Raw genomic sequence first — 25,623 nt, 5'->3', positions numbered from 1 at the left:
CGGAAAAGCCGCCGTCCCCCATTCCCTGCGCGGCCTCATCCGCTACGAAGGTCATCCATGCCCCACAGCCAAACCTCTGCACCACGCGACGGCATTCTCCAGGGACGCCTTGCCCGCGGAGCATCGCCGTGGCTTCTGCCCACCGTCGCCACTGCGGCACTCAGCCTCGCCCGCGCGCGCCGCTCCAAGAGCGCCGCGGCCGTAGCCGTCCCTGCCACCGCCCTCGCGGCCGGCATGCTGTGGTTCTTCCGCGACCCCGAGCGGGAGATCGCTCAGGGCCGCGTCATCTCTCCGGCCGACGGTGTGGTGCAGAGCATCATGCCGTGGAAGGACGGGCGCACCCGCGTCGCGATCTTCATGAGCCCGCTGAACGTCCACGTCAACCGCGCGCCCCTCGCGGGCACCGTGACGTCCGTGGAGCACATCCCCGGCGGGTTCGTCCCGGCGTTCAACAAGGAGAGCGAGAACAACGAGCGCGTTGTCTGGCACTTCGACACCGAGCTCGGTGACATCGAGATGATCCAGATCGCGGGCGCGGTCGCGCGGCGCATCGTGCCGTACGTGCCGCAGGGCACGAAGGTGGAGCAGGGCGAGCGGATCGGCCTGATCCGTTTCGGCTCGCGTGTCGACATCTACCTCCCCGAGGGTGTCGAGGTGGACGTCGAGGTCGGTCAGAAGACCGTGGCTGGGGTGACTCGCATTGACCGTGGTTGATCCGGAGACACAGGCGGGCTGGGTGCCCGAGGCGGTGGAGGACGAGGCCGATGAGGAGATGCCTCTCTCACTGCGCCTCTCGATAGCGGACACCCTCACGCTCGGCAACGCCACGTGCGGGTTCATGGCGGTGTACTTCACCACCACGGGCATCCTCATCCCGCACCTCCAGGGCAGCAACGAGAGCGGCATGGCGCGGCACTCAGCCGCGACCGCCGTGATTTTGATGCTCTGCGCGGCCGTCTTCGACCTCTTCGACGGTCTCGTGGCCCGCAAGCTGCGGTCCTCGCCGATGGGCGCCGAGCTGGACAACCTGTCGGACCTGATCAGCTTCGGTCTGGCCCCGGCGTACTTCGTCCTGGTCTACGGCATGGTCGCCGACGACGCTCACCAGCGGGTGGCGGCGGTCGGCGCGATCGTCGTGCTGTTGGCGGTGGTGCTGCGGCTTGCGCGGTTCTCGTGCGTGACCGTGAAGGACGGCACCTTCCAGGGCATGCCGTCGCCCTTCGGGGCGCTGACGGTCGTCTCGATCGTGCTCCTGGAGCTGCCCTTCGTGGCGACGCTCCTCGCGATCATCGGCACGGCCTGGCTCATGGTCAGCCGCGTCGAGTACCCGAAGCCGCGCGGTCCCCTCGCGGTGGCCATGCTCTCCTGGATCGTCGCGGCGATGGGGCTGCTCGCGGCGTGGGCGTTCGAGGCTCCCGGCGGCCAGCTGCTCCTGCAGACGGGTTGCGCGCTGCAGCTCGTCCTGGGCGCGGTGATTCCGCTCTTCGCCACGGCTCGGAGGGTGAACAACTTCCGCGGCAACCGGCGTGAGGCACGGGCGGCGCAATTGCCGTAGCGGCGCTTGAGCAGTGTGAAGGGGGGCCTGAACCGGAATGGTTCAGGCCCCCCTTCGCGTGCCGTATATCGCCCTTCGGGCTCGTCCTCAATCGCCGGACAGGCCGAGAATCAGCCCCCGGCTGTGTAGCCCGTTGCCGCCTCCGCCGCGCTCGGCTGTCTGACCACCTTCATGCCGCCCGTGGCCTTCTTGTCCGGCTGGAGGATGACGCTCTCCTTCGAAGAGGGTGCCTTCGGGTCGCTGAAGTTCTGGGTGACGCCGAAGCCCGCGTCGAAGTCGTCGAGGGTCAGGAGCGCCTTGCCGACGCCCTCGCGCGTGAGGTCCTTCTTGTCGCACGCCTCCTTCAGGGCCGCACCGAAGACGGACGCCGCCGTCCAGCCCGCCACGACGCCGTTGTCGAGGGAGTCCTTGGGGTGGGCCTTCCGGTAGTCGGCGACGAGCTTCTTCGCCTCTGCCGTGTCCGCACCGATGGGCAGCGTGGGCGAGGCCACGTAGTAGTTCTTCATCAGGGCCGGGCCCGACTGGGTGGCGAGGAGCTGCGGGGCGAACGCCGAGTTGTTGCCGATGACCGGGACGTCGAAGCGTCCCGCCGCCGCGACGCCGACGAGGGAGGCGGCCTGGCGGGGGCCCGCGCTGATGACGACGGCCTTGACGCCCGCTTTCTTCAGGGCGGAGACCTGCGCGGTCATGTCGTTGTCCGTCGGCTTGATCTTCTGCTCGACGACCGTGAGGCCCGCGTCGTCGGCCATGTGCTTCGAGCCCTTGAGGGCGTTCTCTCCGTAGTCGCCCTCGAAGTAGACGTGGCCCAGCTTGTCGCCCTTCTTGAGGCCCTTCTCCTTCATCAGGAAGTCGATCGCGTTGATCGTCTCCAGGTCGTACGTGGAACCGACCACGCGCACGTACGGGCTGCCCAGCAGGTTCGCCGACCAGGCCTGCGGCAGGACGAGGCCCTTGTTGGCGTCGACGCGCTGCTCGACGGCGGCGACGAACGGGGAGCCGATGAACTGGGCGAAGCCGAGGACCTTCGGCTCCAGCTCGGTGTAGGCGGCGACGGCCTTCTGCGGGTCGTAGCCGTGGTCCCGGACCGTGAGTTTCAGCTTGCGGCCGCAGATGCCGCCGTCCGCGTTGGTCTGGTCGACGTAGAGCTGCTGGGCCTGGGTGACGCTCTTGCCGAGGGTGGCGTAGACGCCGGTCATGTCGGTGAGGACGCCGAGGTCGATCGTCTGGCTCGTCACGCCGTCGCCGGTCTTCACCCCGCCCGCGCCCTTGTCGCCGTCGGCCCCGTCGTCCTTCGCCTTCGAGCTGCACGCCGTCAGCGCCAGCAGCGCGGCGAGCGCCGTCGTGGCCGCGGTGGCCCTGGTCAGTGCTTTCATGCTTCCTCCCCTGGAGTGCCTGGTCTTGTCCTGCCGCGCCGGGCGGCGATGCTCACGAGGCCGCCGGGCAGGAAGAGCACCACCGCCACGACGGCGGCGCCGTACAGATACCGGGACGCCTCGCCCGGTGAGATCCCGCCGGTGCCGGGCGCCGAGACCAGGGGCAGCGCGTCGCTGTACCGGGTGAGGAGCTGGGGCAGCAGGGAGACGAGGGCGGCGCCCGCGACGGCGCCCGCGACCGAGCCGAGGCCGCCGATCACGATCATGGCGAGGTATTCCAGGGAGAGCGTCATGCCGAAGTAGTCGGGGACGGTGCGCTGGAAGACCAGGGCGAGCAGCACCCCGGCGAGGCCCGCGTACATGGACGACAGGACGAAGACCCCGGCGCGGTAGCGGGCCACCGGGACGCCCATCACGCCCGCGGCGACGCGGTGGTCGCGGATCGCGTTCATGGCGCGCCCCGGGCGGCCGCGCAGCACGCCGCGGGCGAAGAGTCCACAGCCCACGAGCAGCACGAGTCCCGCGTACCAGAGCTTCTCGACGGAGCCGAACGGGACGGCCGCGACCACCACCTCGCTCTCGTCGAAGGCGATGCCGAAGACGTTCAGGGGCGGCACGTCGCGTCCGTTGGAGCCGCCGGTGAGGTCGTGGGCGTTGAAGAGCACGTGCTGCCCGATGAAGATCAGCGCGAGGGTCGCGATGCCGAGGTAGGCGCCGCTGAGGCGGCCCGCGATGGGGCTGAAGAGGCCGCCCGCGATCCCGGCGATCACCACGGCGAGCGTCGCGGCGATCCAGGTCGGCAGGCCGAGCCCGGTCAGGCCGTCTCCCCCGTCGCCCGCGAGGACGCAGTAGCCGTACGCCCCGATGGCGAGGAAGAACGCGTGCCCCATGGAGAGCTGGCCGGTGGCGCCGGTGAGGAGGTTGATGCCGATCGCGCCGATGGCGGCGGCCATCGCGAAGAGGCCCGCCTGGAGCCAGAAGCGGTCCAGGTAGAACGGCAGGGCGAGCAGGAGTGCCGCGCCGGCGGCCCACAGGTAGGTGCGGGGGCGTTTGAGCGGCGTACGACGGACGGGGCGGGCAGCGGGCGTGGCGACCGCCTCGACGGGATCGGAGACGGGGGCCTTGGAGACGGGGGCCTCAGACACGGGCGAGCTCCTTCGTGCCGAACAGCCCTGCGGGTCGGATCAGCAGGATGGCGGTCATGACGAGGTAGGGCGCGAGGTCGCCGAGCCCGCGGCCGAGGAAGCTGAGCTCGCTCTGGTAGCCGGTGGCGAGGGACTCCGTGACGCCCACCACGAGGCCGCCGACCAGCGCGCCCGTGGTGGAGTCGAGGCCGCCGAGGATCGCGGCGGGGAACGCCTTCAGAGCGGCGAGCGAGGTGGCGCGCTCCAGTCCTGGCGTCGGGAAGACGGTGAGGAACAGCGCGGCCACGGCCGCGAGCGCCCCCGCGACCGCCCATGCGCCGAGCGACACTCTTCCCAGCCGTACGCCCATCAGCGCTGCGGTCTGCGGGCTCTCCGCGGCGGCCCGCATCGCCACGCCCCACGAGGTGTAGCGGAAGGCGAGGAGGAAGACGGTGATGAGCAGGGCCGCGGCGACGAACGCGGCGATGCGGGTGTGCGCGAGAGAGATCGGCCCGATGGTCAGCACGTCGTCGCCCCACGGGTCGCCGAGCGGCAGGACGTCGGTGCCGAGGCGGCGGGTGAGCTCGGTGGTGAGCAGGATGTCGACGCCGATGGTGACGATGGCGAGCACGCTGTGGTCGGAGCCGCGGTAGCGGCGCATGACGAGGAACTCGACGGCCGCGCCGACCACCGCGGCGCCCGCGATGCCGACGAGCAGCGCGGGCCAGAAGCCGAGGTCGTCGTGGAGGGACGCGGTGATGTAGCCGCCCGCGAGGAGCAGTGAGGCGTGGGCGAAGTTGACCACCTCGGTGGCGCGGAAGATGACGACGAAGCCGAGGGCGATGAGGGCGTAGACCGACCCCATCGAGATGCCGTTGAGGAGAAGCTCGGTGAAGGTGGTCACGGTCGTCGTCCCTCTCCGTTCCCGGTCCGGTCGCCCTCGCCCAGGTAGGCGCGTACGACCGCCGGATCGTTCTGTACGTCGCCGGGGGCGCCGTCGGCGATCCGGCGCCCGAAGTCGAGTACGGTCACCGCGTCCGCGAGCCGCATCACCACCCCCATGTCGTGTTCCACCAGGACGATCGAGATGCCGAGGCTGTCGCGGACACCCGCGATGACGGCCGCGGTGCGGCGCCGTTCGTCGGCGGTCATGCCGGCGACGGGCTCGTCGAGGAGCAGCAGGCGCGGCTCCATGCAGAGGGCGCGGGCGAGCTCGGCGAGTTTCTGCTGGCCGTAGGGCAGGGCGCCCGCGGGCTGGTCGAGCTGGCGTTCCAGCCCGACGAAGGCGGCTATCTCGCGGACGCGTTCGCGGTGGCGGTGCTCCTCGCGGGCGGCCGAGGGGAGCCGGAGTCCCGCGGCCACGAAACCGGCGCGGGTCAGCCGGTGGCGGCCGAGGAGCAGGCTGTCGGCGACGGTGGCGCGGGGCGGCAGGGCGAGGTTCTGGAAGATCCGGGCGACGCCGAGCTCCGCGATGCGGTGCGGGCGCAGGCCGGTGAGTTCGTGTTCCCCGAAGCGGACGCTGCCGGAGGTGGCGCGGTAGACGCCGGACAGGACATTGAAGCAGGTGGACTTGCCCGCGCCGTTCGGTCCGATGACGGCGTGCACGGTGCCGGGGCGGACGGTGAAGCTGACGGCGTCGAGGGCGGTGAGCCCGGCGAAGCGGACGGTGAGGTCGCGGACGTCGAGGGGCGGTACGGATGTGTCGGTCACCGGTCGGCCTCCCAGCGTCGCAGCGTCGGCAGTGCGCCGATCCCCCGGGTCGCGTCGGCCGCCGCGTCCTCGTCGACCACGCCCAGGTAGCGGCGGCGCACCTCGTCGGAGGCGGCGAGCTCGTCGGCGGGCCCGGACAGGGCGACCTCGCCGACGTCGAGGACGTACGCGGTGGTGGCGAGCCGCAGCGCGAGGGCGGCGTTCTGCTCGACGAGGAGCACGGAGGTGCCCTGCGCGTTGATCTCCCGGATGGTGTCGGCGATGCGTGCGGCCATCAGCGGCGCGAGCCCCAGGGAGGGCTCGTCGAGGAGGAGCAGGCGCGGGGAGGCCATGAGCGCCCTGCCGACCGCGAGCATCTGCTGCTCGCCGCCGGAGAGCAGTCCGGCGCGCTGGGCGCCGCGTTCGGCGAGTACGGGGAAGAGGTCGTGGACGCGCCGCAGGGCGTCCGCCTTGGCGGCGCGCGACCCGGTGGCGCCGAGGGCGCCCGCCCGCAGGTTGTCGGTGACGGTCATCCGGGCGAACACCTGCCGCCCTTCGGGCACTTGGGAGATCCCGGCGGCGACGACCCGGTCCGCCGAGAGGCCGTCGATGCGACGCCCGCCGAAATGAACGGACCCCGAGGTGAGCGCGCCGCCCTGGAACGAGAGCGTGCGCGAGACGGCCCGCAGCAGCGTCGACTTGCCCGCGCCGTTGCCGCCGAGCACGGCGACGACGGTGCCGTCCGGCAGATCGAGCGAGACCCGCCGCAGGGCCCGCACGGGCCCGTACCCGACGGATACGTCCCGCACGACGAGCCCCGCGCCGCGTCCTGGGTGCCCCCCACCTCTGTCCTCCGCGTCCGAGCCGCCCACGTACCGTCCCCCCTCGTCCCGTACGGCACGTCCGCCGTCGTGTGGCGCTCACCCCAGCACCGCGGGGGCCGCCCGTCCACGGACTGCGGGGGAAACGCTGCGGGAGACCACCGGGGGTGCCCCGCCGTTGTGCATGGGCACAACACCGCGTGTCAGGGGCCTGCCGGAGGGGGCGGAGGAATGGCATCCTCCCCAGCAGCGCCGTGCCGACGGCGCCCTGGCGCGCGGCGACGGGGGGAACGATGAGCGGGCTCGCGAACGGACGCAGGCCTCGGACCGGACACGACTGGAGGCTCCTCAAGGAGGCGTGCACCGCACTCCTGCCGCGGCTGCCGGAGCTGGTCGACCAGCATCTGCGGCAGCTCGGCGAGCATTCGTCGGTGTACGGGAGCGTCCTGCCGTACGACGTGCAGTGGCGGGAGGCCGAGGAGGCCATGCGGATCGGCATCGAGGCGATCTCGGCGCCGCGGGCCTCGCCGCGCCGCGACCTGGAGTACGCGGAGGAGGCGGGCCGACGCCGTGCCCAACAGGGGCTGCCGCTCGACCTGTTGGTGCACTCGTACCGCAACGCGGGCTACCTCGTGTGGGACTCGCTCCTGGAGGGGACGGCCGGCAAGGACCCGGAGAAGCTCGCGGTCCTGATGCGCTCGGCGACGATGGTGTGGTCGGCGGTGGACGCGCAGGCGGCCGTGGCGTCGGACGCGTACCGTGCGACGGAGCTGGAGTTGCGGCGGCGCACGGACGAACAGCTGCAGGCGCTGCTCGACGCTCTCCTCGAAGGCCGGTCGGCGCCGGGCCTCGCCGCGCGGGCCGCCGCGGGGCTCGATCTGCCCGAGCACGGCCCGTACGCGGTGATCGTGCTCCGCGCGGAGCGGCGCGACGGGCGGGAGGCGTTCCACCGGCAGATCCAGCGGACGGGGTTCCGCTTCATCTGGCGGATGCGGACGGACTGCGAGGTCGGCGTGGTCGCGCTCGGCGCCGACGAAGGCCTCGACGGCCTGGCCCGGCTGCTCGACGGGCGGTGCCCGGGACCGGGCGGCATCAGCCCCGTCGTGGCCGGGCTCGCGGAGCTCGGCCACGCGCGACGGCTCGCGGAGCTCGCGCTGCGCACGTGTCCGCCGGACGCGACGGGCATCGTCCGCCTGGACCAGCGGATGCCGACGGCTCTGGTGGTGAGCCAGCCGGAGCTGGCGGGGCGGCTGGTGACGGAGGTGCTCGGCGAGGTCCTCGCGCTCGAACCGGCCGACCGGGCCGTGCTGTTGGAGACGCTGGACGCCTGGCTGGCCTGCGAGGGTTCGGCGGGGCGGGCGGCCGGGCGCCTCTACTGCCACCGCAACACCGTCTTCAACCGCCTGCGCCGCCTGGAGCAGCTGACCTCGCGCTCGCTGGCCCGCCCGCGGGACCTGGTGGAGGTGTCACTCGCGGTGGAGGCGCACCGGCTCGCGCAGCGGCAGGTCACGCACTGATCAGGTCACGCACTGATCAGGTCCTGGAACGCCGTCGTCGTCTCCGTCGCCGTCCTGCCGTACGGCGCGTCGAAGTTCCAGACCAGGAAGAGGAGGAAGGCGATCAGGGCGCTGAAGGTCCCGGCGAGCAGCAGTTCCCTCGATGAGCGTCTGATCTGCAGCGTGAAGATCAGTCCGACCGTGACGAACGCCCCGGCGACGAGGCCGAACCAGACCACGCCGGGCAGTGTCTCCTCCGCGTTGTCGGCGCGTGCCCTGCGCGCCTCGTCCGCGGCGGCCACCTGGTCGAGCAGCGGCTGGTAGGTCTGCGCCTCCAGCTCGCTGGCGGGCGGGCGCCGCGCGATGTCCCGGCGCAGGGTGTCGAGGAGTTCACCACCCTCGTCCGTGAGCTGGTGCTCCTCGATCATGCGCGGCCACTCGACGGTGGTGACGTGCTCGCTGTAGCGCCGTACGTCCTGCTCGATGCGTTCCCGCGCGTCCGCCGGATAGACCTGCACGCGCCTGCTGATCTCGTGCAGGGCCTGCGCCTCGTCGCGGGTGCCGTCCTGGGCGGCTCCGCGGGCCTCCCAGACACCGGCGATGGCGAGGCCGAGGACGATCGCGTACACGACGCCGACCATCATCACCATGTACTCCAGGACGTCCGGCGTCTCGCTGGTGTCGTCGTCCTCGGGGACGCGGCGGTGTCTGATCACGGTCACGGTCAGCACGATCGCGCAGGCGAGCACCATGGCCAGACCGAGTACGAACCATTCCGTCACGAGGGGCCTCCGGAGGGCGGGGTGGGGCGGGAGCGGGCGCCGGACGAGCCGGACGCGGCGGAGCGGGAGCGCGGACGCAGCAGTGCGGCGGCGAGGACAGCGGGGGTGGTGACGACCATCGTGGTGGTGACCATGGACCGCCCGCCCTCGCGCTCCGCCTCTTCGGCGGGGCGGTAGCCGGGCGCCGAGAGGGAGGGGCGGGGTGGTGGGGCGGGTGCGGGGCGCGCGGGGCGGGGGCGGGACTCCAGGCGTACGGGGACGTGGAGTTCCCGTACGCGGGGCGGGGCGGGGGGCGCGGCCGGGCGGGGGTCCGTTTTCGCGGCACGGGGCGCCGGGGCCGCCGGGCCGGGCTCGGCACGCCGCTCGGGCTCGACGTCGGTTGCGGCGTCGGTTGCGGCGTGACCGGAGCCGGTACCGGCGTCGGTTCCGGCGTCGGTTCCGGCGTCGTCGGGGGCACCCGGGCGGTCCTCGCGGCAGATGTCCAGCTGCTCGGAGAGGACCACGCCGAGCGCCCCCGCGTATGTGTCCACATACGCGCCGACCTGCGCGTCAACGGTCAGCCCCGGCACCGGGCACAGGCTCACGACGATGCCGAGGCCGCCGCCGAGCTGTGCCCACCCGGTCAAGATCGACTCCTTCTCACGTAGAGAAGAAACGATCACGTTCCCGGTACGACACGGGTGGGGCTTTCAGGGCCCGGGGGCCTCGGGAGCCTCAGGAGCCCTCAGGTGCCTCAGGCGAGGAAGTCGCGGGCGATGCCCTCCGCCACCGTCTCCAGGATCGGGCCCGCCTCGGCGATGCACCGCGCCACGTCCGGCTCGACGTCGGTCAGGGCGTACGCGCGGCGGATGCCCGCCTTGCCGAGCACCTCGGGGGCGAGGGCGAGCCGGCCGCAGACCGCGACGACCTCGACGCCCGCGGCGCGTGCGGCGGCGGCGACGCCCGCGGGCGCCTTGCCGTGCAGGGTCTGCTCGTCGAGCGAGCCCTCACCGGTGATGACGAGCGTCGCGCGCTCCAGGGCGGGCGCGAAGCCGAGCACGTCGAGCATGACCTCGATGCCGGGCCGGAAGCCCGCGCCGAGACCGACCAGCGCGCCGTACCCGATGCCGCCCGCGGCGCCCGCGCCCGGCGACTGCGCGTACTCCGCGGCCTTGGGGCCGATCGCCTGCTCCAGGACCGTGGCGTAGTGGGCGAGCGCGGCGTCCAGCGCGGCGACGTCCGCCGGGTCGGCGCCCTTCTGCGGCCCGTAGACCGCGGGGGCGCCCTTCGGGCCGGTCAGCGGGTTGTCGACATCGCTGGCGAGCACGGTCTCGACGTCCTTGAGACGCGGGTCGAGGCCCGAAAGGTCGGCCGTGGCCAGGTCCTTCAGCGGGCCGCCGCCGGGCGCGACGGGCTCGCCGTCCGCGTCCAGGAAGCGCGCGCCGAGCGCGGCCAGCATGCCGGCGCCGCCGTCGGTCGTGGCGCTGCCGCCGACGCCGAAGACGATGGTGCGGGCGCCCGCGTCGAGCGCCGCGCGGATCAGCTCTCCCGAGCCGTACGTCGTGGACGTGAGCGGCGCGAAGACGCCCTCGGGGAGCAGCTGGAGGCCCGAGGCCTCGGCCATCTCCACGACGGCGGTGCCGTCCTTCAGCGCGTACGCCGCCGTCACCTCGTTGCCGAGCGGTCCCGTGACGCGGACCTCGCGGCGCTCGAAGCCGCCCGCGACGGCCGCGGCGACCGTGCCGTCACCGCCGTCGGCGACCGGCAGCGCCTCGACCGTGACGCCGGGGGCGACGCGGTGGAGCCCGGCCGTCACCCGCTCCGCGACCTGCACGGCCGTGAGCGACCCCTTGAACTTGTCCGCGGCGATGAGCACGCGCTGCGCCTGCTGCTCGTGTCCCGCCGTGGTTGCAGCGTCCGCCACCTTGCATTCCCCTTGCTTTCCGGGCCTTGCTCGCGTCAAGGCAGTCGCGCCGCTGCGACCATAACCGCAGATGGGGGCCGCTGCCCATGGTCGCCGGGACGTGAGACGGCGTGGCCCGCCGGAAAATACCCCGATATCGCCCCATAGTGGTGCGCCATGAGTACGGAAATGATCGATCAGCCCCGTCCCGGTGACGGTCCGGCGGGCCCTCCCCCGGGCGGAGGGGGCTCCGCGGACGGATCACCCCCGGACGGCACCCCCGACTACCTGGTCGTCGGCGTAGGTGTCGCCGCGGTGCTGGGGGTGGTCGCCTGGGCCGCGTTCGGCAAACGGTCCTTCGACCGCGCTTCCGACAGCGCGCTCGGCTGGGTCCTAGACAACTTCGCCTGGCTCTTCGTCATCGCCGCGGACGTCTTCCTCGTCCTGTGCGTGGTCCTCGCGCTGAGCCGCTTCGGCAGGATCCGTCTGGGCACGGACGACGCGCGGCCCGAGTTCACGAACCTCGCGTGGATCGCGATGATGTTCAGCGCGGGCATGGGCATCGGCCTGATGTTCTACGGCGTCGGTGAGCCGCTGACCCACTACCTGGACCCCCCGCCGTCCTCGGCCGCCGCACCCCGCTCCGGCGGCGCGGCCCGTACCGCCCTGGAGTACTCCTTCTTCCACTGGACACTGACGCCCTGGGCGATCTACGGCATCGTGGGCCTCGCCCTCGCCTACGCGGGCTTCCGCAAGGGCCGCGGCAACCGGCTCAGCTCCGTCTTCGTACCGCTCATCGGGGCCCGGCGCGCGGCGGGCCTGCCCGGCAGGATCATCGACCTGCTCGCGGTCTTCGCCACCGTCTTCGGCACGGCCACCAGCCTCGGCGTCGGCGCACTCCAGGTCGCGACGGGGCTCAACCTCACGACGGGCGTGGAGAGTTCGACCACCCTTCAGCTCATCATCATCGTCTCGCTCGGCGCCGCCTTCGTGCTCTCGGCCTTCTCCGGGGTGCACAAGGGCGTCAAGTGGCTCAGCACCCTCAACATCGTGCTTGCCGCCTGCCTGATGCTGTTCGTCTTCGTCCTCGGGCCGACCGTCTACATCCTGGACGCGATCCCGGCGAGCGTCGGCGGCTACCTCCACCAGCTGCTCCCGATGGCCTCACGCACCGGCGCCTTCACCGACAGCGGCTGGCTGGGCTCCTGGACGATCTTCTACTGGGCGTGGTGGCTGTCCTGGGCCCCCTTCGTCGGCACGTTCATCGCCCGCATCTCGCACGGCCGGACGATCCGTGAGTTCCTGATCGGCGTGCTCCTCGTGCCGAGCGGCGCGACCGTCGTCTGGTTCTGCGTGATGGGCGGCACCGGCATCCGGCTCGACGCGACCGGCAAGGTCGACATGGCGGGGAAGGTCGAGGAGGGGGCGGAGTCGTCGCTCTTCGCGATGCTGGACGCGCTGCCGCTCGGCACGGTCACGTCGTGGGTCGCGATGCTCCTCGTGATGACGTACTTCGTCACGAGCGCCGACTCCGCGTCGCTGGTGATGGGTTCGCTCAGCAGCCGCGGCTCCCTGCACCCGCCGACCTGGCTGGTCGTCACCTGGGGTGTCCTCATGGCGGCGGTGGCCGCGGTGCTCCTGGTCGCGGGCGGTCTGGACTCGCTGCAGAGCGCGACGATCCTGGTGGCGCTGCCGTTCGTCGTGGTGATGCTGACGCTGTGCTGGGCGCTCCTGAAGGAGTTGCGCGGGGACCCGGGCGCGGGCCCGGCGCGCGGGCATGCGCTGCACGGGCTGCGGGACGCGGTGCGCACGATGGTCGGCGAGGCGATCACCGAGCAGGCACCGGACCGGCACCACCGGCTCCGCCGGATCGTCAGGTCCCGCAGCCAGGACGGCGACTGAAAGGTCGATGAGGGTGCGGGGTGTGTGAACTGGCGTCACCGGCGGCCGCGTTGGCCGCACAATGATCCCATGCCTGAGTACCTGGAACTCGACCTGGCCGGGGCCGCGCTGCGCGTCGAGCTCGCCGACGTGGGGCAGGCCCCCGAATCCGGCGACCTGCCGCCGGAGTTCGGCGTGCCGGGCGCCGTGTCCGCCGGCGGGCGGGTCACGGCCCTCGCCGCCGACGCGCTGCGCGCCACGCTGCGGCCGCTCGGCCCGCTCCTCGACGAGGTGCACGCCTCGGTGTCCCGCGCCGAGCACCCGCCCGCGGAGTTCACGGTCGACTTCGGCATCGAGGTGGGCAAGGACCTCAAGCTCGGCATCGCGGGGGTGAAGGGGGCGGCCACCATGACGGTATCGGCGACGTGGCGGCGTACGGAAGAGCCGGGCGCGGGAGCCGACGGGACGCCCGGCGGCGCCACCGGGTCGTAGCCGTGGGGTGGTTCAGGGGCACCCGGGTCCCGCAGGTCGTCGCGGTGCTCGGGCCGCACGGCGACACGGCCGTGGGCGCGGCCGCGCTCCTCTCCCCCGGGCGGGTGCTGACCTGTGCGCATGTGGTCAACGAGGCACTGGGGCGGCCTCCGTTGAGCGGAACGAGACCCGCGCAAGAGGTGCTCCAGGTCGGGTTCGCCCGGCGTACGGTACGGGTCAAGGCGCAGATAGAGGTGTGGGTGCCGCCCCGGCACTCCTCCGCGGCCTGGCAGGGAGACCTGTGCGTGCTGCTCCTCTCCGAGCCGGCGCCCGCGAGTGCCGCCCCCGTCGTCTGGACGGAGATGGCGGAAGGCCAGTCGCTGCGGGCCTGGCACGGCTGCGGGGACCCGATCACCTTCGCGGACACGTCCCTCAAACTGCTCGACGGCCACGTCGGCTATCTCGACGGGCCGCTGTCGGGTGCCGCGATCGGCCCCGGGTTCAGCGGCGGGCCGCTGTGGACCGATACGGGGAACAGCGCGTCCGGGATCGTCGTCGGACAGCTCGGGCAGCCGACCGCCCCCGCCCACCCCGGCCAGACCCTGCGGCGCACCTGGGCCCTGTCCTGGCAGGCGGTGCGGGAACAGCTGTACGCGGCCGGGGCGGAGGAGGTCGTGGCGGAGTGCAGCACCGTGCGGCCCGCGCCGCAGGACGATCCGGTGACCGCCGAACTGAGGGACCTGCTGCGGTCGTTGCTGCCCGAACCGACGGCGCGCGCCGAGCACGCACGGCGGCTCGCCGACGAGCTGGGCCTCGCCGCGCCGGGGGACGGCTCGGCGCCCACCGTCGAGGAGCTGACCGACGTCCTGCTGACCCGGCGCCGCGCCCTGCCCACGCTCAGTGAGTCCCTGCTGACCGCCGGGCCCTACGGCGCACGCCCCGAACGGCTCACCGCGCTCCTCGGCACCGGCCGGGCCGTCGACGCGGCGGGCCTGCTCTCCCGTGGCGAACACGCCTCGCTGGTACGCCAGCTGGAGCTCGTCGTCCTGGCCGACCCGACGCTGCCCGCCCGCGCCGCCCAGGAGGCGCTGCGCTACACCTCGCTCCCCGCGGCCCTGTGCACCGCACGGCTGCCGCCCGGGGCACTGGAGCAGGTCGTCGCGGACCTCGAGGAGTATCAGGACGGCGGCAGCGTGCCGGCGGGGACACCCCGTGTGCCCGCGCTCGTCCACCTGGTGGAGTTCATCGCCGCGGCCGCGGACGGCCCGCTCGGCGAAGGGCTCGGCCGCTGGAGCGAGCGGGTCTGCACCCGGCTCGGCGTGCACCCCGCGGCACGCGACCAGCGCAGGACGGACGCCGCGCACTGGGCGGGCGCGCGGAAGGCACCGGTCACCCGGCTGCTCGCCCGGCTCACCAGGAGCGAGCCGGAGGGTGAGGGCGCGGAGGCCACAGCGCGGTACCGGTGCAGGCTCTGGCAGCAGCACGCGGACGGCTCGGTGCGCCGTTTGGAGACCGCCGCGGGTGACGCGCCCCTGTCACCGGAGCAGATCGGCGCGCTGATCCGTGAGGGCGCCGAGCGGTCCGGCGACGGGCGGCCCGCCGTGGAGATCGAGGTCGACCGCGAAGGGCTCCAGCTGCCCGTCGACGAATGGGACGCGGGCAGATCGATCGAGTACGTGCCGAGCATCCCTCTCGGGGCCTCCTTCCAACTCACGTTGCGCTGCCCGGAGATGAGCCGCCGCGTACCCCGCCGGGAAGTGGAGCACCGTCGGCGGTGGGGCGACGGGCACGGCAGAGTGCTGGTCATCGACCCGAGCTGCGCGGACAGCCGGCAGGTCGCCGCACTGCTCAACTCCAGCCACCGGGACGTCAACCACGTCGTCCTGCACGGGCCGCCCGCGCTCCGCGCCCAGCTGCTCGACCTCTGCCTGGCCCTCGGCGTCCCCGTGGTGCTGTGGGACCGCGAGGCGGAGGACCACGACCACGCCCACCGCCTCGACCCCCTCGCTCCCACCGGACGGTTGCAGGAACTCCCCCACAGGCTCCTCATGTTCAGGGGTGCGTCGCTGCCGGACTCAGCGGCGCGCCCCTCCCTGGTATGGGAGGACCTGGCGTGGCAGGACCGCACGGGCGGGGACCACGAGCCGAGGCTGACGGACCCCGACGCCACGCGCCCGCTTTCCGACGAAGGAGCACGCAGTTCATGACGGCATCCCAGGCATTCCCCACGTCCGGGCAGGGCGACTGGCGGCTGTTCCGCGGCGACGGCGACGCCCGGCACGTCGACTTTCCCGAGCCCCCGCCGTGGCGCCGCTTCACCCCCGCGGACGGCGCGCCGCGGCCCCGCCCGTATCTCATCGGGCCCGACGAGTCGGAGGTGGTCAACGCCGCGCTGCTGCTGCGCCGCCCGCTCCTGGTCACCGGCCACCCGGGCACCGGCAAATCCTCCCTGGCCCACGCCGTGGCGCACGAACTGACGCTGGGGCGCGTGCTGACGTGGCCGGTCAACAGCCGCTCGACGCTGCGCGACGCCCTCTACGGCTACGACGCGATCGGCCGGCTGCGCGAGTCCAACCTGCGCCGCGAGACCGCAGTTGACGACGGTGCCGGTGAGGACCCCGACATCGGTTCGTACGTCCGTCTCGGACCGCTCGGCACCGCGCTCGTCCCGACCGGGCGGCCGCGCGTCCTCCTCGTCGACGAGCTCGACAAAGGGGACGTCGACCTGCCCAACGACCTCCTGACCGTCTTCGAGGAGGGCGAGTTCGAGATCCCGGAACTGGCCAGGCTGCCCGACGACCGGGCGCGGGTCGACGTCCTGACCGCGGACCCGCAGGTGCGGGCGCCGGTGACGCGCGGCAGGGTGCGCTGTTCCGAGTTCCCTGTGGTGGTCATCACCAGCAACGGAGAGCGCGAGTTCCCGCCCGCGTTCCTGCGCCGCTGTGTCCGCCTGGACCTGGCCGAGCCCGACGAGCAACGGCTGCGCGACATCGTCGCCGCCCACCTCGGCGACGCGGCCCTCGACGGCGTCGACGACCTCCTGCACGCCTTCCTGGGCCGCCGCGCGCCCGGCGAGCTGGCCACCGACCAGCTCCTGAACGCCGTGTTCCTGCGCAAGGGCGGCCTCGACCTGCCGCCGGGCGCCCTCCTCGACGCGGTGCTCCACCGGCTGGGCGGGGTGGTGTAGGCGTGCGGGGCGAGGACTCCGCCGAGCGGCTGCGCCGGGCGCTCGCGGTGTTCGCGGAAGGCGGCGTCGGCCTCGCTCAGGAGGAACTCCTCGACGCGCTGTGGCTGGCGGCACGGCTGCCCGAGGGAGCGTCGAGCGGTCTGGCACGGGCGGTGGGGGCGGCCGCGCCCGGCCTAGGGGGCGACGACGGTGCCGGGTGGCTGCCGCCCGCCGAGGAGCGGCCCGCGGAGCGGGAGGCCGACTGGGCGGATCCGCGTCCGCGCGACCCGATGGAGGATGCCCCCGCGGCGGACCACCCCGACACCGGCACACCGCTCACGGACCAGGACGAACGGACCGCACCCGACAGACCCGCCGGTGCGGTGGCCCGCCGCTCGTCGGCCTCGACCCGCTCCCCGCTGTTCGGCGGCGCGTCCCCCCGCCCGCGGCACGGCGCCGGCGCCCTCAACGGCATGCCCGTACGCGCACCCGGCACCCGCGCCACCGGCTCCCGGCAGCTGCAACTCGCGCGGGCGCTGCGCCCGTTGAAGCAGACCGTGGCCGACCACGGGCGGTGGGAACTCGACGAGACGGCCACCGCCGAATCGACGGCCCACACCGGTCTCACCGACGCCGTGCTGCGCCCCGCCCGGGCCCGCTGGCTGAATCTGACGCTGCTCGTCGACGACGGCGCCTCCATGCTCCTGTGGCAGCAACTCGCCCTGGAGACGCGGCTGCTCCTGGAGCGCAGCGGTGCCTTCCGTGACGTACGGGTGCACGGCCTGGACACCCGCGGCCCAGGCGCCCCACTGCTCGCCCGGCGCCCCTTCACACCCGGTACCGCCGTCCTGCCGCCCGCGACCGTGACCGATCCCGGCGGCAACACGCTGATCCTCGTGCTCAGCGACGGCATCGGCGCCGCCTGGCACGACGGACGCATGCGTGCGCTCCTCGACCAGTGGGGGCGGTGCGGCCCGACTGCGGTGCTGCACGCACTGCCCCCGCACCTCTGGGACGGCTCCGGCATCCGGGCCGAGCCCTGGCGGGTCACCAGCAGACGGCGCGGCGCCCCCAACCTCGCCTGGGACGTGTCGGATCCGGTGCTGCCGCCCGGGGTCGCCGCGTTCGACGACGTGGCGGTCCCCGTGCTCACGCCGGAGCCGGGAGCGGTCGGCACCTGGGCGGACCTCCTCGCGTCCCCCGGGACGAGCGCCGTGCTGCCGCTGCTGCGCCCGCCCTTCGCCGCGGCCCCGGAGCCGCCTCCCGGACCGGCCCCGCAGGGGCTGGTCCTGCGGTTCAGGGAGACGGCGTCCCCGGAGGCGTACCGCCTCGCCGCCCACCTCGCCGCCGTCGCGCCGGTGTCCGTACCGGTGATGCGCCTGGTGCGGGACGCACTCGGCCCGGACGTGACGACCGGTCACCTGGCCGAGGTCTTCCTGAGCGGTCTGCTGCGGCGCTGCGACGACGACACCGCGCTCGCGCCGCAGCACCGGAGCTACGACGTCACGACCGGCATCCGCGACATCCTCCTGGGCACCGCCCCGGTCCGCGAACTGCTGCGCACCAGCAGGGCGGTGACGGACCGTCTTGGTGAGCTGGCCGGACGGTCCGCCGACTTCCCCGCCTGGCTCGCCCACCCGAACGGGCCGGAACGGGCCGGTCACGAGGGACGGCCGTTCGGCTGGGTCGACACACGGCTGCTGCGGAGGCTGGGGGTCGGCACGACGGGGACGGGACCCGCGCCGGACGACGATCCCCGGCTTCCCGCGTACGTCGACGCGCCGGGCTCGCCGTGGCGGTCCCTGCTGCCGCGGAACCCCCGGCAGGCGGGTCCCTGGCGGCTGTTCGCCCGGCACGTCGACGCGCGGACGACCGACGGGATGTTCCTCGGGCGGCGCGGGGAGGGAGAGGTCGCCGCGCTCAGACTCATCCGGTCCGGTTCCACGCGCCGGGCCTCCCTGCCCCGGCAGGCCGAGGCGCTGCGCATGCTGCGTGGCGTACGGGCACCCCGGCTCATCGACGTCGACACGGGCCCGGACCCGTCCTGGATGGCGTGCGAACTCCAACTGACGGACGGACTGCCCACCCCTACCCTCACGAGCACCGGCCCGGACACCCGCTGGTTCACCGACCCCTTGGAGTTCGCGCTGCTCGGCCGTGGCGTCGCGACGGCGCTCGCGGACGCCCATGTACGGGGGTTCCTGCACGGCGACCTGACTCCGAACCGAGTGCTGCTCACCGGGGACGACGTGTGCGTGACCGGCTGGTGCGTGCAGGAGCACGCCGACGGCGTGGCGCACGACATCTCCAAGCTGGGCCTCACCCTGCTGAGCGCGGCCGGCGGCGCCGTCCCCGAACCCTTCGCCCCGCTGCTGCGGCGCTACTCCTCGCCCCTGCTCGACGAGCGGCCCACCGCGGACGAGGCGGCCGCCGTCTTCGACGCGTACATCGCCGCACACGCCCCGGACCCCGCGCCGCGCGGTCCGCACGACGAGGTGCCCCTCGCCGTGCCCATCGGCCTGGATCCCCACGGCGCGGAGGTCCTCCTGGACTTCCGTGCCATGGGCCCGCACGGCGTCGTCCAGGGCACGACCGCCGACCGTTCCACGCTCCTGGAGGCGATCGTCGGCGGGCTCGCCGCGCGGCACTCGCCGGCCGCGCTCCGCTTCCATCTGCTCGACTCGACCGACCGGTTCCTCCGCTCGGCGAGTACCGGCACGCTGCCGCACATCGTGACCGGCGCCGCCCCGTCGCCGACGTCCGTCCTCGACACCGAGCGCGCCCGTCGCCGCGAACTCATCGCCGCCGCGCGGCGGTCGGGAGCCCCGCGCCCGGTCCTGACCAGCCTGATCGTGGTCCTCGAAGCATCGAGCCTCGGCGGGGACATGGGCTGGCTCGAGGACCTGGACATCCACCTCCTGCTCGTCGAGGGGCCCGGGCGCGGGCCGGTCGAACTCGACTTCCGCGTCGACCTCGCCGCGGCCGACGGTCCGGCCCTCTTCCACTCGCGTGCGCCCCGGCACGGCGTCCCCTTCCGCCTGCCGCTCCCGCGCCGACTTCCCCACGAGGCCGGGTGCGCGGAGGAGTTCCGCCGGGTCATGGCCCTCGCGGGACCGGGGAACAAGAACAACACCCTCGACAACCTGAAACGGATCAGGGTCCGCGAGCTGGACCACCTCGGCCGGGAGCATCCGCAGGCGCTGGCGACCCGCTGCGAGATCGGCCGCGTCGAACTCGCCCTCGACCGTCTCGACGAGGCCCTTGAATCCTTCTCGGACTGCGCGACGGGCCGCGACACGGTACTCGGCAGGGGACACGCCGACACCCTGACCGCGCACCAGCTCCGTGCCTACGTGCTCCATCAACTGGGGCGCTACGAGGAGGCGTACACGATCTGCCGCACCGTGCTGCGCCTGTGGGTGAACCTACGGAACGAGCAGCACCCCGATGTCCTGCTGTGCCGGCACAACCTGGTCGTCGCGCTGGGCGCGCTGGGCCGGCACGAGGAAGCCGTGCCCGAGGCACGCGCCACGTACGAAGGGCGTCGGTCCGCTCTCGGCGACGACCACCCGGATACCCTCGCCAGCGGTCACGAGCTGGCGGTCGCGCTCGACGGCGCCCGGCGCCGGGACGAGGCTCACGAGGTCGCGTCGGCCGTTCACGAGGCGCGCGCACGGGTCCTGGGCCCCGAGGACCTCGCCACTCTCACCACGCTGCGCGTCGTGAGGGACTCCCGGCCCCCAGGGACCTGACCGCCGCCCCCGGCTACCCTTCCCCCGTGACCATCCAGGACTACACCACGTACATCGCGGGACTCCCCCGCGTCCTCGTCGGGGCCGCAGCGCTCTTCCGCGACGCCGAGGGCCGGGTCCTCCTCGTCGAGCCCAACTACCGCGAGGGGTGGGCGCTGCCGGGCGGGACCGTGGAGTCGGACGCGGGCGAGACGCCGCGGCAGGGGGCGCGCAGGGAGACCGTCGAGGAGATCGGGCTCGACGTCGAGCCCGGGCCGCTGCTCGCGGTGGACTGGGTGCCGCCGGACTCCCTGCGGCCACGCCCGCCGCTGGTGGCGTACCTGTACGACGGTGGGGTCCTCGGCGCCGACCAGCTGGCGTCGATCACGCTCCAGGAGGAGGAGCTCCTGTCGTGGCGGCTGGTGGCTCCGCGGGACCTCGCGGAGTATCTGCCGGGCGAGCTGGGGCGCCGGGTGTCGGCCGCGCTCGACGTACTGGCGCACGGCAACGGTCCCGCGGAGCTGGAGGACGGGCACCGGGTCGGCTGACTCAGAACAGCGCGTCCTCGGCGGCCCGGGCCGCCCCACCCTCGAAGGCCAGGAGCCGCTGCTTGCGGTCGAGCCCGCCGCCGTACCCGGTGAGACTGCCGTTGGCGCCGATGACGCGGTGGCAGGGCACGATGACGCCGATTGGGTTTTTGCCGTTGGCGAGGCCGACGGCGCGGGAGGCGTTCGGCTTGCCGAGGGCTTCGGCGAGTTCGCCGTACGTGCGGGTCTCACCGTAGGGGATGCGCCGGAGTTCCTCCCATACCGTGCGCTGGAACGGGGTGCCGTCGAGGCGCAACGGTACGTCGAACTCCGTCAGCTCCCCGGCGAAGTAGGCCTCCAGCTGCACGATCGCCGTGCCGAACGGTGCCGGGTCGCGGTCGCCGAAGGTCTCCTCGGGCGGTCGGTGCCGCTGCTCGGTCATGTAGAGACCGCTGAGGACGCCATCGGTGGCGACAAGGGTGAGGGGCCCGTAGGGGCTGTCGATGAGGGTGTGCAGGCGTTCCATGTGTACGTCCTTGGGCGAGGCGCGGGTGGCCGTCATGCGGGGATGACGTTGATGGGGTGGTCGTCGGTGGCCCACAGGTACTGGACCGCGTACGCCCGCCAGGGCCGCCAGGCCGCGGCGCGCGCGGTGAGCGCGGCGGGGGTGTGCGGCAGTCCCAACCCCTGTGCGGCACGCCGGATGCCGAGGTCGGAGGGGAGGAACGCGTCCGGGTCGCCGAGCGCGCGCATCGCGATGACGTCGACCGTCCAGGGGCCGAACCCGGGGAGCGCGGCGAGCCGGGCACGGGCCTCGTCCCAGTCGCTCTCCGGACCGAGGCGGAGGCTGCCGTCGGCGAGGTGCCGGACCAGCGTCGTGAGGGTGGCGCGGCGGCTGCGGGGCAGGGCGAGGGTCTCGGGGTCGAGCGCGGCGAGCTCGTCCGGGGTGGGGAAGAGGTGGGTGAGCCCGCCCTCGGGGTCCTCGACGGGCCGCCCGTGCGCGGTGACGAGGCGGGCGGCGTGGGTGCGGGCGGCGGCGGTGGAGACCTGCTGGCCGAGGACGGCCCGTACGGCGAATTCGGCCTCGTCGACGGTGCGTGGCACGCGTCGGCCCGGCGCCTTGTCGACGAGCGGCGCGAGGAGCGGATCGTCCCGCAACTGACCGTCGACGGCGGCCGGGTCGGCGTCCAGGTCGAGCATGCGGCGGCACCGGCTGCTCGCGATGGTGAGATCACGCAGGTCGGTGAGGGTGAGCCGGCAGGCGATGTGGTCGGGCTGCGGGGTGAGCGCGACGATGCCGTGCCCGTAGGGAAGGTCGAGCGTCCGCCGGTACGCCCCATCACGCCACTCCTCGACGCCGGGCACGGCGGTGGCGATGAGGTGCCCGAAGAGGTTGTCGGGGTTGAGCGGCGCACGAAACGGCAGCCGCAGGGTGAGGGCGCCGCCCGCGGCGACGCCGGTGCGTTTCGGCGCGCGGGCGCGGAGTTCGCCCGGGGGCAGGGCGAAGACCTCGCGGACTGTGTCGTTGAACGTGCGGATCGAGGCGAAGCCCGCGGCGAAGGCGAGGTCCGCCATGGGCAGCGTGGTCGTCTCGATGAGGAGGCGTGCGGTCTGGGCGCGCTGGGCCCGGGCGAGGGCGAGTGGGCCCGCGCCGAGTTCGGCGCGCAGGTGTCGTTCGACCTGCCGGGTGCTGTAGCCGAGGCGGGTCGCGAGGCCGGGGACGCCGTCGCGGTCGACGACGCCGTCACCGATCAGGCGCATCGCGCGGGCGACGAGGTCGGCCCGCTGGTTCCACTCGGGAGAGCCGGGGCTGCTGTCCGGCCGGCACCGCTTGCAGGCGCGGAAGCCCGCCTGCTGGCAGGCCGCGGCGCTCGGGTAGAACGTCATGTTCTCGGGCTTGGGCGGCACGACCGGGCAGCTGGGACGGCAGTAGATCCGCGTGGTCACGACGGCCGTGAAGAACCAGCCGTCGAAGCGGGCGTCCTTCGACTGAACGGCGCGTACACAGCGCTCTGTTTCGGTGTGCATGCCCCCAGCTTCGCGGATCCCGCCCCGCCACGGCTGGCGGAAATCCGACATCGACGTCGCCCTGCCAGGCGCGCTGAAGGCTCAACGGTCCACGGCTGCCGCGAACGCGTCGTACGCCTCCTGCCCGAACAGCACGAACCGCACCTCGTCGAAGCGCTCGGGGTCCGCCGCCTCCCGTACCGTCGCGACGGCGATGCGCGCCGCGTCCTCCAGGGGCCAGCGGTAGACGCCGGTGGAGATCGCGGGGAACGCCACCGTGCGCGCGCCGAGCTCGGCGGCGACCCGCAGCGCCTCGCGGTGGCAGGAGGCGAGGAGCTCGGAGCGGTCCTCCGCGGCGGACCAGACCGGGCCGACGGTGTGGATCACATGCCGCGCGTCGAGCCACCCCGCGGTGGTCGCGACGGCACGGCCGGTGGGCAGCCCCTTGCCGTAGTGGGAGGCGCGCAGGCGGCGGCAGTCGGCGAGGATGTCGGGCCCGCCGCGCCGGTGGATCGCGCCGTCGACCCCGCCGCCGCCGAGGAGCGAGGAGTTCGCGGCGTTGACGACGGCGTCGGCGTGCTGCGCGGTGATGTCGCCCTGGACCAGGGTGATCGGCACGGGTACGGGCACGGTCATGGGGTGCTCCTGAGTCTGCGCCACACGGCCTTCGCCGCGTTGTGTCCGGACATGCCGTGCACCCCGGGCCCGGGAGGCGTCGCGGACGAGCAGATGAAGACGGCGGGGTGCGGGGTGGCGTACGGAAACAGGGAGAGTTTGGGCCGCAGCATCAGCTGCAGTCCGCTCGCGGCGCCGCAGGCGATGTCACCGCCCACGTAGTTCGCGTTGTGCGCGGCGAGCTCGGGCGGGCCCGCCGTGGCACGGGCGAGGACGCGGTCGCGGAAGCCGGGGGCGAAGCGCTCCAGCTGCCGCTCGATCGCGTCGGTGAGGTCGCCCCGCCAGCCGTTGGGCACGTGCCCGTACGCCCAGAAGACGTGTTTGCCCGCCGGGGCGCGGGAGGGGTCGACGACGCTGGGCTGCACGGTGATCAGGAACGGCACGTCCGGCGCCCGTCCCTCGCGCGACGCGGCACGCAGCGCGGCGCCGATCTCCTTGCTGCTGGAGCCGACCTGCACCGTCCCCGCGCTCCGCGGCTCCTCGGCGGTCCAGGGGACGGGTCCGTCGAGCGCGTAGTCGATCTTGAAGGCGCTGGCGCCGTACCGGTACCCCTCGTACGCGCGGCCGAGTCCCGCGATCCTGGCGAGGGCGGTCGGCGAGGTGTCGAAGACGTAGGCACGCGCGGGCGGCAGGTCGTCGAGCCGCTTCACTTCGTAGTCCGTGTGGACGGAGCCGCCGAGGTCCTTCAGGTACGCGGCGAGTGCGTCGGAGATCGACTGCGAGCCGCCCCGGGCCAGGGGCCAGCCCCTGGCGTGCGCTGCCAGCGCGAAGACCATGCCGACGCCGCCCGTGACGATGCCGTCGAGCGGGGCGATGACGTGCGCGACGAGCCCCGCGAACAACGCGCGCGCCCGGTCGTCGCGGAAGCGCCGCATCAGCCACGTCGACGGCGGCAGCCCGGCGAGTCCGAAGCGGGCGAGGGTCACGGGGTCGCGCGGCAGCGAGCTCATCGGCAGCGACATGAAGTCCTGGAGGAGCGTGTCCCAGTGGGGCAGGAAGGGTTCGATCAGCCTTCGGTACGCCCCCGCGTCGCGTGGCCCGAAGGAGGCGGCGGTCTCGGCGACGGAGCGGGACAGGACGGCGGCGGTGCCGTCCGGGAAGGGGTGGGCCATGGGCAGCGGGGGCTGGAGCCACTCCAGTCCGTACCGGTCCAGGGGCATGCCGCGGAACGCCGGGGAGTTGATGCCCAGCGGATGGGCGGCGGAGCAGGGGTCGTGCCGGAATCCGGGGAGCGTCAGCTCCTGGGTGCGCGCCCCGCCCCCGACAGTGCCCTTGGCCTCGAAGACGGCCACGGAGAAACCTCGGCGGGCCAGCTCCACGGCTGCGGTCAGCCCGTTCGGTCCCGCCCCCACGACGACGGCGTCAAGCATCGACGGCACCCGGACTCCTTTGTCAGCCGACGGCCTCTGCCGCCCAGGATAGGACGGACCACCTGCGCCCTCCCTCGAGCCCCTCTCGGGCGCGGGCGAGCCGCTCTCGGGCGCGGGCCGCGAGGAGCCCGGCGATCGGGTGGCCTCAGACGCCGGCCGCGAGGAGCCCCGCGATCCGGCGGGCCGTGGCGGCGTCGCGGGCCGCGGTGAAGGGCAGCGCGTTGCCCCCGCCTATCCGGAACGGCTCCCCCGTGAGCGTCAGGTCGGCGCCTCCGGCCTCCGCCACGAGCAGCAGCCCCGCGGCGTGGTCCCAGGCGAGCTCCCACGAGAAGGCGATGGCGTCCAGCTCGCCCCGGGCGATGGCGAGGTACTCCAGGCCCGCGGATCCGCAGGGCCGCGGCCGCACGCCGTCGGTCACGAGACCCAGCAGGGCCTGCTTCTGTTCCTCCGTGGTGAAGTCCGGGTGCGAGGTCGCCACGTCCACGTCCGCGCCGGGTTCGGGCGCACCGGCCACCAGTCGCTCCCCGTTCAGCCACGCTCCTCGGCCGCGGACCGCGACGGCCATCTCGTCCAGCATCGGCGCGTACGTCCACGAGGCCTGGACCTCGCCGCGCACCGCGAGGGCGACCAGCATGCAGAACCCGGGGTTCCCGTTCACGAACTGCCGCGTTCCGTCCACGGGGTCGACGATCCAGACGGGCGCGTCTCCGTGTATCGCCTCGTACCTCGACGGGTCGGCGTGCACCGCTTCCTCGCCGACGACGACCGAGCCGGGGAGCAGGGCGGCCAGGTCGACGGTCAGCTGCTCCTCCGCGCGGCGGTCGGCGACGGTGACCATGTCGTGCGGGCCGCTCTTCTCCACGACGTCAGCCTCGGCGAGCTGCCGGAAGCGGGGGGTGACCTCCGCCGCGGCGGCCTTCCGGAGGGCTTCCTCCACGTCGCGTACACCGTGCGTCAAAAACTCTTCGATCATGTCTCCCATGAGAGCACGCTCCACTGACATCCCGTACGCCCGAGCCAAACGTAGGGTTAACTCCCGGGAAACCCCTGGGGTGCCGCTCTCAGAGTCACCC

22 protein-coding genes are annotated in these 25,623 nt (G+C 73.5%); 9 read left to right on the top strand and 13 right to left on the bottom strand.

Annotated elements, in window-relative coordinates:
* Window positions 1–57: 57 nt before the first annotated feature.
* Entirely contained in the window at window positions 58–714 is a 657-nt protein-coding gene (locus NOO62_RS32960; RefSeq protein ID WP_268774447.1) for a phosphatidylserine decarboxylase, read from the top strand.
* Window positions 701–1,555: a CDP-diacylglycerol--serine O-phosphatidyltransferase gene (gene pssA, locus NOO62_RS32955; protein ID WP_150174018.1), complete on the top strand. Its 855-nt coding sequence runs from the start codon at window positions 701–703 to the stop codon at window positions 1,553–1,555. The genes NOO62_RS32960 and pssA overlap by 14 nt, the downstream gene beginning before the upstream one ends.
* Before the next feature lie 110 nt (window positions 1,556–1,665).
* Here pssA and NOO62_RS32950 read toward each other — a convergent pair whose 3' ends face one another.
* The 5 genes from NOO62_RS32950 to NOO62_RS32930 are packed head-to-tail and all read right to left on the bottom strand — an operon-like array spanning window position 1,666 to window position 6,550.
* Window positions 1,666–2,928, bottom strand: a complete 1,263-nt coding sequence (locus NOO62_RS32950) for an ABC transporter substrate-binding protein (RefSeq protein WP_268774446.1) — start codon at window positions 2,926–2,928, stop codon at window positions 1,666–1,668.
* The gene (locus tag NOO62_RS32945) at window positions 2,925–4,073 is read right to left on the bottom strand and encodes a branched-chain amino acid ABC transporter permease (protein ID WP_414930924.1); all 1,149 of its coding nucleotides are present in this window, start codon (window positions 4,071–4,073) and stop codon (window positions 2,925–2,927) included. Before NOO62_RS32945 ends, NOO62_RS32950 begins: the two co-directional genes overlap by 4 nt.
* Window positions 4,066–4,956 carry a branched-chain amino acid ABC transporter permease gene (locus NOO62_RS32940; protein ID WP_268774445.1) on the bottom strand — a complete coding sequence of 297 codons (891 nt, stop codon included), beginning with the start codon at window positions 4,954–4,956 and terminating at the stop codon, window positions 4,066–4,068. The genes NOO62_RS32945 and NOO62_RS32940 overlap by 8 nt, the downstream gene beginning before the upstream one ends.
* Entirely contained in the window at window positions 4,953–5,762 is an 810-nt protein-coding gene (locus NOO62_RS32935; protein ID WP_268774444.1) for an ABC transporter ATP-binding protein, read from the bottom strand. Before NOO62_RS32935 ends, NOO62_RS32940 begins: the two co-directional genes overlap by 4 nt.
* The gene (locus tag NOO62_RS32930) at window positions 5,759–6,550 is read right to left on the bottom strand and encodes an ABC transporter ATP-binding protein (RefSeq protein ID WP_268774443.1); all 792 of its coding nucleotides are present in this window, start codon (window positions 6,548–6,550) and stop codon (window positions 5,759–5,761) included. Before NOO62_RS32930 ends, NOO62_RS32935 begins: the two co-directional genes overlap by 4 nt.
* 305 nt (window positions 6,551–6,855) lie before the next feature.
* Between NOO62_RS32930 and NOO62_RS32925 the strand changes: the two genes are divergently transcribed.
* On the top strand, window positions 6,856–8,079 hold the full coding sequence (locus NOO62_RS32925; protein ID WP_268774442.1) for a PucR family transcriptional regulator: 1,224 nt from the start codon (window positions 6,856–6,858) through the stop codon (window positions 8,077–8,079).
* Window positions 8,080–8,084: 5 nt separating this feature from the next.
* Here the strand turns inward: NOO62_RS32925 and NOO62_RS32920 are convergent, their stop codons facing one another.
* The 3 genes from NOO62_RS32920 to NOO62_RS32910 form a co-directional block, all read right to left on the bottom strand.
* The gene (locus tag NOO62_RS32920; RefSeq protein WP_268774441.1) at window positions 8,085–8,840 is read right to left on the bottom strand and encodes a DUF4239 domain-containing protein; all 756 of its coding nucleotides are present in this window, start codon (window positions 8,838–8,840) and stop codon (window positions 8,085–8,087) included.
* Window positions 8,837–9,466 (bottom strand): hypothetical protein, encoded by a 630-nt coding sequence (locus NOO62_RS32915; protein ID WP_268774440.1) that lies wholly within the window; start codon window positions 9,464–9,466, stop codon window positions 8,837–8,839. Before NOO62_RS32915 ends, NOO62_RS32920 begins: the two co-directional genes overlap by 4 nt.
* Window positions 9,467–9,573: 107 nt before the next feature.
* Window positions 9,574–10,743: a glycerate kinase gene (locus NOO62_RS32910; protein WP_268774439.1), complete on the bottom strand. Its 1,170-nt coding sequence runs from the start codon at window positions 10,741–10,743 to the stop codon at window positions 9,574–9,576.
* A 156-nt stretch (window positions 10,744–10,899) separates the two neighbouring features.
* Between NOO62_RS32910 and NOO62_RS32905 the strand changes: the two genes are divergently transcribed.
* The 6 genes from NOO62_RS32905 (at window position 10,900) to NOO62_RS32880 (ending at window position 20,519) form a co-directional block, all read left to right on the top strand.
* Complete coding sequence (locus NOO62_RS32905) at window positions 10,900–12,624, top strand: BCCT family transporter (protein WP_268774438.1); 1,725 nt, start codon at window positions 10,900–10,902, stop codon at window positions 12,622–12,624.
* Between the two features lie 69 nt (window positions 12,625–12,693).
* On the top strand, window positions 12,694–13,095 hold the full coding sequence (locus NOO62_RS32900; protein WP_268774437.1) for a CU044_2847 family protein: 402 nt from the start codon (window positions 12,694–12,696) through the stop codon (window positions 13,093–13,095).
* Window positions 13,096–13,097: 2 nt separating this feature from the next.
* A complete protein-coding gene (locus NOO62_RS32895; protein WP_268774436.1) occupies window positions 13,098–15,281 on the top strand; it encodes a trypsin-like peptidase domain-containing protein in 2,184 nt (727 codons plus the stop codon).
* Window positions 15,278–16,261 carry an AAA family ATPase gene (locus NOO62_RS32890; protein ID WP_268774435.1) on the top strand — a complete coding sequence of 328 codons (984 nt, stop codon included), beginning with the start codon at window positions 15,278–15,280 and terminating at the stop codon, window positions 16,259–16,261. Before NOO62_RS32895 ends, NOO62_RS32890 begins: the two co-directional genes overlap by 4 nt.
* Before the next feature lie 2 nt (window positions 16,262–16,263).
* The gene (locus tag NOO62_RS32885) at window positions 16,264–19,992 is read left to right on the top strand and encodes an SAV_2336 N-terminal domain-related protein (RefSeq protein WP_268774434.1); all 3,729 of its coding nucleotides are present in this window, start codon (window positions 16,264–16,266) and stop codon (window positions 19,990–19,992) included.
* 26 nt (window positions 19,993–20,018) lie between these two features.
* Window positions 20,019–20,519: an NUDIX domain-containing protein gene (locus tag NOO62_RS32880; protein ID WP_268774433.1), complete on the top strand. Its 501-nt coding sequence runs from the start codon at window positions 20,019–20,021 to the stop codon at window positions 20,517–20,519.
* Window position 20,520: 1 nt separating this feature from the next.
* Here the strand turns inward: NOO62_RS32880 and NOO62_RS32875 are convergent, their stop codons facing one another.
* The 5 genes from NOO62_RS32875 to NOO62_RS32855 all read right to left on the bottom strand — a co-directional run bounded on the left by NOO62_RS32875 (window position 20,521) and on the right by NOO62_RS32855 (window position 25,523).
* The gene (locus NOO62_RS32875) at window positions 20,521–21,024 is read right to left on the bottom strand and encodes a methylated-DNA--[protein]-cysteine S-methyltransferase (protein WP_268775891.1); all 504 of its coding nucleotides are present in this window, start codon (window positions 21,022–21,024) and stop codon (window positions 20,521–20,523) included.
* 32 nt (window positions 21,025–21,056) lie between these two features.
* A complete protein-coding gene (locus tag NOO62_RS32870) occupies window positions 21,057–22,526 on the bottom strand; it encodes an AlkA N-terminal domain-containing protein (RefSeq protein WP_268774432.1) in 1,470 nt (489 codons plus the stop codon).
* A gap of 81 nt (window positions 22,527–22,607) precedes the next feature.
* Window positions 22,608–23,141: an O-acetyl-ADP-ribose deacetylase gene (locus tag NOO62_RS32865; protein WP_268774431.1), complete on the bottom strand. Its 534-nt coding sequence runs from the start codon at window positions 23,139–23,141 to the stop codon at window positions 22,608–22,610.
* On the bottom strand, window positions 23,138–24,550 hold the full coding sequence (locus NOO62_RS32860) for a phytoene desaturase family protein (RefSeq protein ID WP_268775890.1): 1,413 nt from the start codon (window positions 24,548–24,550) through the stop codon (window positions 23,138–23,140). Before NOO62_RS32860 ends, NOO62_RS32865 begins: the two co-directional genes overlap by 4 nt.
* A gap of 145 nt (window positions 24,551–24,695) precedes the next feature.
* Window positions 24,696–25,523 carry an inositol monophosphatase family protein gene (locus tag NOO62_RS32855; RefSeq protein ID WP_268774430.1) on the bottom strand — a complete coding sequence of 276 codons (828 nt, stop codon included), beginning with the start codon at window positions 25,521–25,523 and terminating at the stop codon, window positions 24,696–24,698.
* Between the last annotated feature and the right edge of the window lie 100 nt (window positions 25,524–25,623).

It is taken from the genome of Streptomyces sp. Je 1-369, assembly GCF_026810505.1.
In the GTDB taxonomy this organism is placed as follows: domain Bacteria; phylum Actinomycetota; class Actinomycetes; order Streptomycetales; family Streptomycetaceae; genus Streptomyces.
Note: the sequence above shows the minus strand (reverse complement) of the source record. Positions and strands in the feature narration are given on the sequence as shown.

What these genes read in the sequence shown, in the direction of transcription:
- NOO62_RS32960 (WP_268774447.1), top strand. Translation starts at nt 58, where the DNA reads ATGCCCCACAGCCAAACCTCTGCACCACGCGACGGCATTCTCCAGGGA.
- NOO62_RS32950 (WP_268774446.1), bottom strand. Translation starts at nt 2,928, where the DNA reads ATGAAAGCACTGACCAGGGCCACCGCGGCCACGACGGCGCTCGCCGCG.
- NOO62_RS32925 (WP_268774442.1), top strand. Translation starts at nt 6,856, where the DNA reads ATGAGCGGGCTCGCGAACGGACGCAGGCCTCGGACCGGACACGACTGG.
- NOO62_RS32905 (WP_268774438.1), top strand. Translation starts at nt 10,900, where the DNA reads ATGAGTACGGAAATGATCGATCAGCCCCGTCCCGGTGACGGTCCGGCG.
- NOO62_RS32900 (WP_268774437.1), top strand. Translation starts at nt 12,694, where the DNA reads ATGCCTGAGTACCTGGAACTCGACCTGGCCGGGGCCGCGCTGCGCGTC.
- NOO62_RS32890 (WP_268774435.1), top strand. Translation starts at nt 15,278, where the DNA reads ATGACGGCATCCCAGGCATTCCCCACGTCCGGGCAGGGCGACTGGCGG.
- NOO62_RS32875 (WP_268775891.1), bottom strand. Translation starts at nt 21,024, where the DNA reads ATGGAACGCCTGCACACCCTCATCGACAGCCCCTACGGGCCCCTCACC.
- NOO62_RS32870 (WP_268774432.1), bottom strand. Translation starts at nt 22,526, where the DNA reads ATGCACACCGAAACAGAGCGCTGTGTACGCGCCGTTCAGTCGAAGGAC.
- NOO62_RS32865 (WP_268774431.1), bottom strand. Translation starts at nt 23,141, where the DNA reads ATGACCGTGCCCGTACCCGTGCCGATCACCCTGGTCCAGGGCGACATC.
- NOO62_RS32860 (WP_268775890.1), bottom strand. Translation starts at nt 24,550, where the DNA reads ATGCTTGACGCCGTCGTCGTGGGGGCGGGACCGAACGGGCTGACCGCA.
- NOO62_RS32855 (WP_268774430.1), bottom strand. Translation starts at nt 25,523, where the DNA reads ATGATCGAAGAGTTTTTGACGCACGGTGTACGCGACGTGGAGGAAGCC.